This window comes from Aliiroseovarius marinus, from assembly GCF_004360145.1.
In the GTDB taxonomy this organism is placed as follows: domain Bacteria; phylum Pseudomonadota; class Alphaproteobacteria; order Rhodobacterales; family Rhodobacteraceae; genus Aliiroseovarius; species Aliiroseovarius marinus.
The window spans coordinates 1-12,656 of the sequence record NZ_SAIT01000023.1 but is presented as its reverse complement, the minus strand read 5'-3'; the positions used below and the strand labels follow the sequence as shown (position 1 = coordinate 12,656).

The window sequence follows — 12,656 nt, the reverse complement described above, 5'->3', positions numbered from 1 at the left end:
TGCCATGTCGAACGACATGGCGCCTCGCTTTACGTCTGGAGCGTCAAGGCCATCTGGTTTTGGCGCTCGATCACTTTGGGCAAGTCTACGGTCGTCATGTGGCCATCCCGCACGATCTGCCGCCCTTCGACGAACAGATGTTTGACCCGCGTTGGACCGGCAAGAAGCAGGGCGGCGGGATCCCAGCTACCTGCGCTTTCGATACCGGACACGTCCCAAACCGCGATGTCCGCCCGTTTGCCCACAGCAAGCCGTCCGCAATCACGGCGCCCTAGAACATCTGCGCCGCCCCGGGTTGCGATCTCAAGCGCTTCGCGGGCAGACATGGCGTCTGCCCCATTTGCGACGCGCTGCAACAGCATGGATTGCCGCGCTTCCAAGATCAGGTTCCCCGCATCATTACTGGCGGATCCATCGACACCCAGCCCCACCGGCACACCCGCATCGCGCATCTGACGCACCGGCGCGATCCCGCTGCCCAACCGGCAGTTCGAGCACGGGCAGTGCGCAACACCGGTCTTGCTGCGGGCAAAGAGGTCAATCTCTTGCCCATCCAGTTTCACGCAATGGGCGTGCCAGACGTCGTCGCCGGTCCAGCCAAGGTCCTCGGCATATTGACCGGGGCGGCAGCCGAATTTTTCGAGCGAATAGGCAATGTCTTCGTCGTTTTCGGCCAGATGGGTATGCAGCATGACGCCCTTGTCCCGCGCCAGCAGGGCGGCGTCGCGCATGAGGTCTCGGCTGACAGAAAATGGCGAGCACGGCGCCAGACCCACACGCACCATCGCGCCCTCGCGGGGATCGTGGAAGGCATCGACCACGCGGATCGAGTCCTCCAGAATGGCGCTTTCCTTCTCGACCAGACTGTCCGGGGGCAACCCTCCGTCGCTTTCTCCGATGCTCATCGACCCGCGCGTCGGGTGGAAGCGCAGCCCAACCTCTTGCGCGGCAGCGATTGTGTCATCAAGGCGCGCGCCATTGGGGTAGAGATACAGGTGATCAGAGCTGAGCGTGCATCCGGACAGCGCCAGTTCGGCCAGCCCGACTTGGGCCGAGATAAACATCTCTTCCGGACCAAAACGGGACCAGATTGGATAGAGCGTCTGAAGCCAGCCAAACAGCAAAGCATCCTGTCCGCCCGGCACCGCGCGGGTCAGGGTTTGATAGAGGTGATGGTGCGTGTTCACCAGCCCGGGCGTCACCACGCATCCACGCGCGTCATGGATGTCGCCGTTGCTTGTCAGTCCGGTGCCGATCTCGGTGATAACACCATCGCGCACGCGGATATCCGCGCCCGACAGCTCGGTCCTTGTGTCATCCATCGTCAGGATGGTGTCGGCATTTCGAAGTAGGATTTCGGTCATGTTTGCCCCTTTTGATCAGCCCGTCTCAGAAGGGATTGGCAGAGGCGATGGAAAACGGGGCAAGAACCGCCTCTGTCATGACAGTAAGCTTGAAAGTGTGTGCTGAGTCAAACGCACTGGCGGGAACACCCGGCAGGTCGCGCTGGCCGCCCTTATCCGGCCAGCTTGCCTGCCAGATACCGAACCGCTTTGGTTAGCGTTTCAATCTGCGGATAGTCCGCCTCGGGGATCGATATGCCCAGCCGCGCGTCCAGGGCGGTGACCAGACTCAGGATGTCCATCGAGTCGAGCTCGAGGTCATCCTGCAGATGATCGTCGTCCGACACGTCGCTTGGGTCGATGTCAGGGGCGACCTTATTGATCTCATTCAGAAAAAGGTCTCGGATCTCTTGCTCGGTCATAGCTCCTCCGGTTTTGACAGAATGTCTTCTAAGGTCGTCAGGAATTTGGACCCTTGCCGCCCGTCACAGACGCGGTGGTCGGCAGAGAGCGTGAAACGTGTCACCTCTCGTGGCACAACCGTATCCCCCGAGACCCAAGGCCGGATCTGAGGGGCGCCGACGGCCAGAAGGGCGACCTGCGGGGGAAAGATCACGCCGGTCATCGCCTCGGCCCCTTTTTCGCCAAGGCTGGAGACGGTCAGGGTCCCACGGGTCATCTCCGACCCTCGCAAACGGCCTGCACGCGCCCGGGTGACAAGGTCGCGCATGTCGGCCATGACCTCGTCCAGCGTCATGGTGTCGGTCTGATGCAACGCGGGGGCTACCAAACCGCCGCCTCGCAAGGCGATGGCAACGCCGATATTGATCTCGTCCGATAGGATGAACGCATCTTCGGCGAAGTGCCCGTTCAAGGCCTTGACCGAGCGTAGCGCCAGCGCGGTGGCTTTGACGATCGCGGCGCCCAGTAAAACGCGTTCGGAGGGCGGGCGGTCGGCGTTACGCGCGCTCAGCCATTCCGACAGGTGCTGCGTGTCGATATTGTGCGAAACCGAGAAATGCGGGATCTCGCGTTTGGAACGCACCATCGCGGCGGCCACGGCCTTGCGCATCTCGGACAAGCCACCCTTCGTCGGTGGGGCTGTGGGCGTGGTCTGCGCCTGTGCCTCGACATCCGCCAACACAACTGCCCCATCCGGGCCACTGCCATCTATGGTCGACAGGTCGATCCCCCGTTCCTGTGCCGCAAGACGTGCGGCGGGGCTGGCGCGGGTGTCCGTTGTGGGGATAGGGGGTGCCTGTGGCGTTGCCTTATGGGGCTTTGCGACAACAGCGGGCGCTTCAAGCGGCTCGGGGGCAGGGGCGCTTGCCACGGGGTCTTCCGTGCCGAACCGCGCCAGTTCTTCGCCGACTGGAACGGTTTGGCCAATGTTGGCAAGCAGCTCGGACACAATGCCGGTCTCAAAGCTTTCGATCTCGATCGCGCCTTTCTGCGTTTCGACGACGGCGACGACATCACCCCGGTGCACCTCGTCCCCCGGTTTGATCAGCCATTCGACCAGTGTTCCGGCTTCCATGTCCGCACCCAGCGAAGGCATTCGAAAGACACTCATGTCACCCGCGCCCCATGGTTGCTTTCACCGCCGCGACTATCGCGGGCACCTGCGGGATCGAGGCATCCTCAAGGTGCTTCGGATAAGGAATCGGCACTTCTGCGGCGCAGACCCGGCCGACCGGTGCATCCATCGTCCAGAACACCTGTTCCGTGATCCGCGCCGAGATTTCTGCCGCCAACGATCCGCTACGCCAGCCCTCGTCCACGATGATCGCGCGGCGGGTGCGGGCGACCGACGTCATGATGGTCGCGTCATCCAAGGGGCGGAGCGATCTGAGGTCGATCACCTCGGCGTCGATCCCGTCGTTCGCAAGCGCCTCTGCCGCGTCGAGTGTTTTGTAAAGCGAGCCGCCGTACGTGATCAGCGTGACGTCCTTGCCCGGCCGACGGATTGCCGCCTTCGAAATGTCGACAGGCCCTGCGTTCTCATCGATCTTGCCAGCCCGGTTGTAGAGCATCACGTTCTCGAAAATCAGCACGGGGTCGGGGTCCTGCAAGGCGGTCCACAACATTCCGCGCGCATCTTCCAGCGTGGCCGGGGCGAGCACCTTCAGGCCCGGGATATGGGCATACCAGCCCTCAAGGCTGTGCGAATGCTGGGCGGCCAATTGCTTACCCGCACCGGTTGCCATCCGAATGACCACCGGCACGCCGAACTGGCCGCCAGACATATGGCGCAGGGTGGCAGCGGTGTTCAGGATTTGGTCGAGCGCCAGCAGGCTGAAATTGACCGTCATCAATTCGACAATCGGGCGCATCCCCGCGCAGGCCGCGCCAATGCCTGCCCCGGTGAAGCCGGACTCGGACAAGGGCGTGTCGCGGATGCGATCCGGACCAAACGTCTCCATCAAGCCCTTCGACACCGCGTAGCAGCCACCATAAGCGCCCACATCCTCGCCCATCAGGAAGACCCGCTCGTCGCGCGTCATCGCGTCCGAGATCGCGGCGCGTACGGCTTCGCGATAGGTGGTGTCGACCAGTGTGCCCGAAGGCGCCGTGACCTCAGCCGGAGGGGCCGATGGGGCCATGACGTCCTTGGTCAGCGTCTCGACGGGCTCCCACGTGCCGGCTTCGGCAAATGCGACGGCCTCGTCTATCTCCGCCGCGACCTCTGCCTCGATCGCGGCGATCTCGTCCTCGTGGATCAGCCCGTTGACCAGAAGCCAGGTTTGGAACCTAACGATGGGTCCTTTTGCACGCCACGTTTCGACCTCGTCCTTGTCGCGGTAAAGCTGCGCGTCGAACATCGAATGCGGGCGGAAGCGATAGGTGCGGCATTCCAGAAATACCGGCTGTCCGGTGGTGCGAATGTGGTCCAGCGCGTGCATCGCTGCGGCTTCGACCGCGACGATATCCATGCCATCGACCACGCGCGCCTCGACGCCATAAGCGGCGGCCTTGGCACTGATGTCAGTCTCGGATTCCGAGCGTTCCAGCGCGGTGCCCATCGCGTAGCCGTTGTTTTCGCAGACGAACAGAACCGGAAGCTGCCACAGGGCGGCAAGGTTCATGGATTCGTGGAATTCGCCTTCGGCCACCGCGCCTTCACCAAAGAAACAGGCCGTGACCGCGCGGTCGCCCCGCATATGATCGGCCAGCGCCAAGCCCGTCGCCAAGGGAAGCCCGCCGCCCACGATGGCGTTCCCACCATAGAAGTTCGTTGCCGCATCAAAGAGGTGCATGGACCCGCCACGCCCGCCCGAGCAGCCTTCGGCCTTGCCATACATCTCGGCCATGACAGACGACATCGAGACGCCCCGCATAAGCGCATGACCATGTTCGCGGTAGGTGGCCACGACGCGATCTTCTGCGGTCAGGCAGGGAATGATCCCTGCCGCGATGGCCTCTTCCCCGTCATAGAGATGCAGGAAGCCGCGGATCTTTTCTTGCGTGTACAGCTCGGCGCATTTGTCTTCGAAACGGCGGATGCGGATCATGTCCTGCAGCAGCCGACGCACATGGGCGTGGTCCAGTTTGGGTTTCTTGGCGGTCATTTTTCATCCACCTCCAATGTCGAGATATCGCCCTCGGGCAGGCCCAGTTCACGCGCTTTCAACAGCCGACGCATAATCTTGCCGGACCTTGTTTTGGGCAGAGATTCACGGAAAACAATTTCGCGCGGGGCGACGGCGGCCCCAAGACGCTTGCGGGCAAGCCCGCGGATGTCACGTTCAAGGTCTTCGCTTGGGGTCTGGCCGGGGTTCAGGGTCACATAGGCTTTGACGACTTCCCCGGCTGTTTCGTCTGGGATGCCAATCGCGGCGGCCTCGGCCACGCTGTCATGTTCGATCAGCGCACTTTCGACCTCGAACGGGCCGATCAGGTGGCCCGAGGACTTTATTAAGTCATCAGCACGCCCAACGAACCAGAAATACCCATCCGCATCCCGCATGGCGAGGTCGCCGGACAGGTACCAGCCGTCTTGGAAGCATTTGTCATAGCGCGCTTGTTCGTGAAGATAGGTCCGCATCATCGAGGGCCAGCCGGGACGCAACGCAAGCTCGCCGATCTCGCCATCACCCAGTTCGCGTAGGCCACCATTGTCTTTCTCGACGATGCCCGCGTGGATGCCGGGCATGGGCTTGCCCATTGATCCCGGCTTGATGTCTTGCGCCCGCGTGTTGGCGATCATGATGCCGCCGGTTTCCGTCTGCCACCAATTGTCGTGGAAGGGCAGGCCGAACACCTCGTGCGACCAGATCACGGCCTCGGGGTTGAGCGGTTCGCCGACGCTGGCCAAAAACTGAAGCGCGCTGAAGTCGAAACCCTTGGTGGCTTCTTTGCCCGCGCGCATCATCATCCGGATGGCGGTCGGGGCCGAGTACCAGATGGCCACGCGTTCTTGTTCAAGGATCCCGTACCAGCGCTCGAGGTTGAACTCGGCCTCGTCAATGATCATCGTCACGCGGTTCACCAGCGGGGAAATGATCCCATAGGTGGTTCCGGTTACCCAACCCGGATCGGCGGTGCACCAGTAGGTCACGCCGGGTTGAAGCTCTAACGCATAGCGCCCGGACATCGCGTGATACAGAACCGCCTCGTGCACATGGACCGCGCCTTTCGGTTTTCCGGTTGTGCCCGACGTAAAGTGGATCAGGGCAGGGTCTTCGGGCTGCGTCCGAACGGCTTGGAAATCGGGTGAGGCATCGTCGAGCGCCGGACCAAGCGCCACGCATCCTTCGGGCGCATCATCGCCAACAATCAGGACCAACTGCAGCGACGGGATCTCGTCCCGCCACGCGGCGATCTTGCGTTTGTAGAGAGACTTCGTCGTGACCAACACATTCGCGTCACCGATCTCCATCCGCGTGCGAATGGGTTCGGGACCGAAAGCGGCAAAGAGGGGCGTGAAGACCATTCCGGCCTTCAAGGTGCCAAGGGCGGCAGCATACAGCTCGGGCCGACGGCCGATGGCGACGAAGACGCGCGCGCCTTTGGTCAGCCCATGGGCGTGTAGCAAGTTGGCAAAGCGTGACGACATCTGGGCAAGTTCGCGATAACTGATCGCCTTGCGCTCGTCTGTCTTTGACAGCCAGACCAACGCAATCTGATCGCCGTGCCCCTGGTCGACGTGACGGTCGACAGCTTCGAACCCGATGTTGATGGCATCACCCGGTAGCCCAGTCAGAAGTTCGCGGCCAAGGTCATGCGCCGAGCGCGTGTCGCCCAGTTCAGCCGGGCGCCAGCATGCCACCGCGCAGTCTTCGGGTGTTTTCCCGATAGTGCACATTGTGGTGTCCTCCCACCTGAAGCTTGGCGGCTGACGGCAGTGGAGGACAATGATTCAAATCAAGTCACGTTTTTCGTATCAATTTCAGGCAGGTCTAGACAGCAAGCCCGGCGCGTAGACCTTCAAGAACGGCTTCTTCGGCGGTGCGCGGTGCGATGCAGTCCCCGACCAGATGGTGTTCCAGACCCATTTTGCGGACCATGTCTTCGACAGCATTCGAGGGCGTGTGACCCTGACATAGAACCAGCGTGTCGACATCCTCGCAGATCACGGCCTCGTTGCTCATGATGTGTTGTAGGTAAACGCTGTCCTCGTCCGCGCCGAACAGGCGCGAGTAGGGCAGCATCTCGACCCCAAGCCCGTGCAACCGGCCGATGCTGGCATCGCGCACATACATCTGGATCGTCTGTCCGGGCATATAGCCGTTCACCGCAAGCTTCACGGAATGGCCGTTCTGCGCCAGCAGTTCGGCGACCCCGATCCCAATCCAGTCGGCCCGCCAATCGGCCACGATGACCGACTTTCCGACAGTCACCTGTCCCTGCAACACCTGCCACGCATCGACGACATGTGCGTCGTCGCGGCCTTCGAAATCGGGCCAACGCGGCGTGGCGCCCGTTGCGATGATGATGGCATCCGGGGCGAACTTGGTGATCGCGTCTTCGTCGACCCTGACCCCCTTGCGGATGTCGACACTGGCCAGTTCCATCTCGCGGGTGAGGTTTGTGATGATGCCGCCGAACTCAGCCCGATGCGGCAGCATCTGGGCAAGGCGGGCTTGTCCGCCCAGCTGTGGGTCGCGCTCGAACAGGGCAACCTCGTGACCGCGGGCGGCTGCTACAGCCGCCGCTTTCATGCCGCCCGGGCCGCCGCCGATGACCATGATCCGCCGCTTTGACGGCGCTGGTGGGAAGGTGCCGTATTGCAACTCGCGGCCACTGACAGGGTTCTGAATGCACGAGATCGGATACCCGTCGTGGAAATGCCCGATACAGGCCTGATTGCAGCCGATGCAGGCCCGAATGTCGTCGATGCGGCCCTCGCGTGCTTTCTCGCCCATCTCGGGATCGCAGATCATCGCGCGGGTCATGCCGCACAAATCGGCCTGCCCCGAGGCGACGATGCGTTCGGCGTCCTGTGGTTGGTTGATGCGCCCGGTGACGATGGTCGTCACCCCGGTGCGTTCGCGGATGGCCTGACCAAGCGGCGCTGTATAGCCGACCTCTTCGAACATTGGCGGCGCGATGTGGACCGATCCGGCCAAGGTGGCGGACGAGCCTGCCACCACGCTGAAATAGTCGATCACTTCGTCCGCTGCGATCCGCTCGCAGGCCTCCAGCATTGCGCTTTGATCCATCCCCTCATGGCTTAGTTCGTTGCCCGACAGGCGCAGGCCAATCACGAAACCCGGGCTGGTCTTGGTGCGGATGTTCGCGGCGATGTCCCGAATGAAGCGGGTGCGGTTGTCCAGCGAGCCACCATAGGCGTCGTCGCGCTGGTTGACCTGTGGGTTCAGGAACTGTGCCGGAAGATAGCCATGAGACGCGACGATCTCGACCCCGTCGAGCCCCGCTTTGGCCATCCGTGCTGCCGCATCGCCATGGGCCGCGATCACCTCGGCCACCATTTCGGGCGTCATCGGGCGCGGCATCACATGGAAGCGTTCATTCGGGGTGGGGGAGGCGCTGTAAGACACCGGCGCTGTGCCGTCTTCCGAGGCCAGCATCTCGCGTCCCGGGTGGAACAGTTGGGCAATCAATCCGGTGCCATGGCTGTGGATCACCTCGGCCAACTTGGCATAGCCAGGAATGCAATCATCGGTGTCGACGCGGATCGGATCGGCCACGAAAACGGCTCTGGAATGCACCAAGGCCACTTCGGTCATGATCAGCCCGGCGCCACCACGGGCGCGAGCTTCGTGATAGGCGATCATCCGGTCACCGATGCGGCCACCCTCGTTCAGATGGGTTTCGTGCCCCGTGGACACGATCCGGTTGCGCAATGTCAGGCCACCGATGGTGATTGGCGAAAACAGGTGCGGGAAATGTGCGTGGCTCATACGAGGGGGTCCTGTCTGGGAAGTTGCGTCAAAAGTTCGGTGGGGTGATCGCCCAGATCACAACGGTTTCGTCTTGTGTCGGGTTCCGGTAGCGGTGCGGCGTTGCGCTGTCGAAGGCAAAGCTGTCGCCTTCCTTCAGGTGATACAGCGTGTCTCCGACCCAAAGGTCCAAGGCGCCGCGGATCACGACGCCTGCTTCTTCACCTTCGTGATGATAGGCATTTTCTACCCCGCTTCCGGCTGGGAACCGGCAGGACAGAAGCTCAAGCTTGCCACCCAGCCCGGGGGTAAGAAGCTCGTCGCGGATACCGTCATCGTAGTCGATGGAACGTCGGTCCTGCCGCCGCACCACATGGGTGTTTCTTTGCGCGTCCCCTGTGTTTGTGCCGGGAAAGAACCACCCAACAGAAACGCCCAACGCGCGGCTGATCTTGAACAATGCCGTGACCGAGGGGCGGTTCTGGCCCCGTTCGATCTGGCTGATGAACCCGTTTGACAGGCCGGTCGCCTGTCCCAACTGGCCAAGCGTCATGCGCTTCGCTTTTCGCAGCGCCTTGATCTCTTCCCCCAAGCGCGGATCGAACCGAGAGGTTTCTACCGCCTCGATGTCCAAAGGGGATGAGATAACTGTTCCTTCATAGTGGTTGGGCATTCAGAGCACTTTGCGTTTGTAAAAATATGAAGCAATTATTTTACAAGTATAAAAATTGTCAACGATTCTATCACCTGCGCGACAGGGCAGGACTTGCAGCACTTTGCGCTATTATGATCCGGATCAAAGCCCGGAAGAATTGAGAATGCTGGAATAGCTAGAATGGAACTATCTGGAATCTTGGTAACCTTGGGCGCGCTCTTTCTGGCGGGCCTTGCGGCAGACGAACTGGGGCGCGTAACGCGTCTTCCCCGGGTCACCCTGCTTTTGCTTCTCGGCGTTGCGATCGGGAACGAGGGGTTGGATCTGGTGCCGGATGATGTTGCCCAGTGGTTTGACGAGCTTTCCATCGTCGCCCTGACCATGGTGGCCTTCCTGTTGGGCGGATCACTGACACGAAAGAACTTCGCACGTCACGGAGTTGCGATCTTCACGATCTCTTTGGCGGTTGTGTGTGCCACCCTTCTTGTCGTCACGCCCGGATTGTGGGCTTTGGGAATGGCGCCAGAACTCGCTTTGGTTTTGGCCGCCATCGCCACAGCGACGGCGCCCGCCGCAATGGCAGATGTCATTCATCAATCGGGGATCAAAAATGGGTTCACGGAAACGCTGAAGGGCATTGTTGCCGTTGACGATGTCTGGGGGTTGATCGTGTTCAGCGTCGTGCTGGTTATGATCGGCCAAGCAACCGGGTGGGGCAGTGTTCTAAGCGGGGCGGCATGGGATCTAGGCGGCGCAATTGCGCTTGGGTGTGTTCTTGGCGCCCCCGCTGCGTATTTGACCGGGCGGCTGAAACCGGGCGAGCCCCAACAGGCCGAGGCGATCGGGATCGTCTTTCTGACCGCTGGATTTGCCCTGTGGCTGGAAGTTTCGTTCCTGATCACCGGCATGACGGTCGGCGCCATCATCGCGAATTTCGCAAAACACCACGACCGCGCCTTTCACGAGATTGAGCACATTCAATGGCCGTTTATGATCCTGTTTTTCCTGCTGGCAGGTGCGTTGCTAGAAGTGGATGCGCTGGTGCTTCTGGGGTGGACAGGTGTTGGATTTCTTCTGCTGCGCATTGCGGGGCGGTTTGTCGGAGGGGTCATTGGAGCTCTGCTTGGTCGGGTGCCGGGCAGCGAGGTGGGCTGGTACGGTCCCGCGCTGTTGCCACAGGCCGGTGTTGCCGTCGGTATGGCGCTGGTCGCGGGCGAGCAATTTCCGGAATGGGCTTCGGTCATCATGGCTTTCACCATCGCAAGCACGGTGGTGTTCGAAATCATCGGCCCACCGCTGACACTTTTGGCCATTCGCAAGGTGTCCAACACGCGTTGAAGCAAAAAAGGGCCACATCGCGCGGCCCTTTTTTTACTGTGTGTTGCAGGGTTTAGTCGACCTGCTTGCCGGGCTTCTGCAAAAATAGCGCGTCGAAGGTATAAACCAGAATGGCTGCACCCACCGCGCCCATCACGGCAATGCCCAAAAGGATGATCAGGTCAATCGGTCCACCGATATCCGAGAAGGCAGAGTGGGTCATTTTCTGTACGAAGATCACGGCGATCACCGCCCCAAAGGGCATCGACAGCTGGGCGCGCAAGAACTTGCGCCAGCTGACCGCACGATCGCGGATCAGCACATAGAAATAGGCCAGTGTAATCACCGCCGCGACAATCACCATGACCCAGAACAGGGTGGGGCCGAAGATTTCTTCAAAGACGGCGATCAAGGTGCCAAAGGTAAGTTCTTTCAAGGGTCAAATCCTCCTTACGCGTCGCCACGGATCATGGCGTTATAGGTGGCTTTCAGGGCGACTTCTTTCATCAGCCAGCTGATCCATAGCTCTTCCAAGGGCGCGATCACGCCGGGGAAGCTGGGGGTCAGGTCGTTGTTGTAATCGAACTCGATCAGCATCGCGCGGCCCACACGGGTGATCAGCGGGCAGGATGTGTAGCCGTTATAGCTCGCGTCGCTCTTGGTGCCTGCGATCTGCGCGATCAGATGCTCCTCGACCACCGGCACCTGCCATTTGGCACTGGCCGCGGTCTTGCCTTTCGGAACGCCCGCGATGTCACCCACGGCGAAGACGTTGTCGAAGAAATTGTGACGCAGGGTGTGCTTGTCGACCGTGGCCCAGCCGCGTCCGTCCCAGCTGCCGGGATCGGTCAGGGCCGAGTTGCGGACCACGTCGGGCGCCTGCTGCGGCGGCACGATGTGCAGATAGTCATAGGGCATCTCTGCATCGCCGTTCTCGGTCGCGAAGGTGGCCATCTTCTTGCCCGCATCCACCGATTTCAGAACATGGCTGTAATGCGGTGTGATTTCGCGCTGGCCAAACAGCATCCGCAGCTTTTCCGAGATGATCGGAACGCCAAACAGCGCCTTGTTGTGGGCCATATAGTTGATGTCCAGCTTGGTGGTGCCGGATTTGCGGGCGATGTCGTCGATCAGGAAGGTGTGTTTGATCGGCGCGCCTGCGCATTTCATCTCGGTCGCAGGGCGGGTGAAGATGCCGACGCCGCCGTCTTCGGTATAGCGGCCCGCGGCCTCCCACGTCTTGGCGGCGTAGTCCGGCCCGGCATAGAGCGAGCCGATGCCGTTTTTGCCGATCATGTCCATCTCGAAGCCTTCGATGGCGTCGTAGTTCAGGACAAGGCCGGTGGCCAGCACCAGAAAGTCATAAGGAACAGTCTTGCCGCTTTCGGTCATGACCTTGTTGCCATCGGGGTCGATTTCGGCCGCGCGTTCCGCAATCCAGGTGATGTCCTTCGGCAGCCAGTCGCCGGTTTGCGAGACCGAGTACTTGGCCGGTTTCAAGCCCGCCGCGATCAGCGAGAAGCCGGGCTGGTACCAATGTTCCTTGCGCGGGTCGATGATGGTGATCGTGGCGCCGTTCAGGCGGCGCGACAGGCGGTTGGCCAGCGCGGTGCCAGCGGCACCCGCGCCAAGGATGACGATCCGGGCTTTGGTGTCGATGGGGGCAGGGGCGGCTGTTGCACCGGCACCTGCGGCCATTAGGGCACCAGCGCCTGCGGCAAATCCAAGAAATCCGCGGCGTGTGGCGGTGAAGTTGTGGGACATGAGCGACCTCCAATCAGGCAATGCTTCGTTCTGAGCGCCTCTCTACGCCTGTTAAGTATTCACGTCCATGAATGTGTTAAGGGATTGGGGGTGGCCTAATGACGCAGTGAGATTGCGGTGGGATCAGTTCGTAAAACTGTGTATGAAGCGGCAGGGCGGTTGTTCTGACGCCTTAGTAGATATTGCAGCGCTCGCATCCATTTGGTATACAGCGGCATACCGCAGACATATCTG

10 protein-coding genes are annotated in these 12,656 nt (G+C 61.3%); 1 reads left to right on the top strand and 9 read right to left on the bottom strand.

Features of this window, described 5'->3' with window-relative positions; genetic code table 11:
- Positions 1–29: 29 nt before the first annotated feature.
- From EOL43_RS14265 to EOL43_RS14235, 7 genes are all read right to left on the bottom strand, one after another.
- Entirely contained in the window at positions 30–1,364 is a 1,335-nt protein-coding gene (locus tag EOL43_RS14265; protein WP_133489589.1) for an 8-oxoguanine deaminase, read from the bottom strand.
- A gap of 152 nt (positions 1,365–1,516) precedes the next feature.
- Positions 1,517–1,765: an acyl carrier protein gene (locus EOL43_RS14260; RefSeq protein ID WP_133489588.1), complete on the bottom strand. Its 249-nt coding sequence runs from the start codon at positions 1,763–1,765 to the stop codon at positions 1,517–1,519.
- The gene (locus EOL43_RS14255; protein ID WP_133489587.1) at positions 1,762–2,916 is read right to left on the bottom strand and encodes a dihydrolipoamide acetyltransferase family protein; all 1,155 of its coding nucleotides are present in this window, start codon (positions 2,914–2,916) and stop codon (positions 1,762–1,764) included. The genes EOL43_RS14260 and EOL43_RS14255 overlap by 4 nt, the downstream gene beginning before the upstream one ends.
- A 1-nt stretch (position 2,917) precedes the next feature.
- Positions 2,918–4,912 (bottom strand): pyruvate dehydrogenase (acetyl-transferring) E1 component subunit alpha, encoded by a 1,995-nt coding sequence (gene pdhA / locus EOL43_RS14250; protein WP_133489586.1) that lies wholly within the window; start codon positions 4,910–4,912, stop codon positions 2,918–2,920.
- The gene (gene acsA, locus EOL43_RS14245; protein ID WP_133489585.1) at positions 4,909–6,648 is read right to left on the bottom strand and encodes an acetate--CoA ligase; all 1,740 of its coding nucleotides are present in this window, start codon (positions 6,646–6,648) and stop codon (positions 4,909–4,911) included. The genes pdhA and acsA overlap by 4 nt, the downstream gene beginning before the upstream one ends.
- Positions 6,649–6,742: 94 nt before the next feature.
- A complete protein-coding gene (locus EOL43_RS14240) occupies positions 6,743–8,707 on the bottom strand; it encodes an oxidoreductase (protein ID WP_133489584.1) in 1,965 nt (654 codons plus the stop codon).
- A 28-nt stretch (positions 8,708–8,735) separates the two neighbouring features.
- On the bottom strand, positions 8,736–9,359 hold the full coding sequence (locus EOL43_RS14235) for a helix-turn-helix domain-containing protein (RefSeq protein WP_133489583.1): 624 nt from the start codon (positions 9,357–9,359) through the stop codon (positions 8,736–8,738).
- Positions 9,360–9,521: 162 nt separating this feature from the next.
- On the opposite strand from EOL43_RS14235, the gene EOL43_RS14230 reads away from it, so the two are divergent.
- Positions 9,522–10,679: a cation:proton antiporter gene (locus EOL43_RS14230; protein WP_133489582.1), complete on the top strand. Its 1,158-nt coding sequence runs from the start codon at positions 9,522–9,524 to the stop codon at positions 10,677–10,679.
- 52 nt (positions 10,680–10,731) lie between these two features.
- Here the strand turns inward: EOL43_RS14230 and EOL43_RS14225 are convergent, their stop codons facing one another.
- Both EOL43_RS14225 and EOL43_RS14220 read right to left on the bottom strand, forming a co-directional pair.
- On the bottom strand, positions 10,732–11,094 hold the full coding sequence (locus tag EOL43_RS14225; protein ID WP_133489581.1) for a DUF5368 domain-containing protein: 363 nt from the start codon (positions 11,092–11,094) through the stop codon (positions 10,732–10,734).
- A gap of 14 nt (positions 11,095–11,108) precedes the next feature.
- Complete coding sequence (locus tag EOL43_RS14220; protein ID WP_133489580.1) at positions 11,109–12,422, bottom strand: NAD(P)/FAD-dependent oxidoreductase; 1,314 nt, start codon at positions 12,420–12,422, stop codon at positions 11,109–11,111.
- Positions 12,423–12,656: the final 234 nt, after the last annotated feature.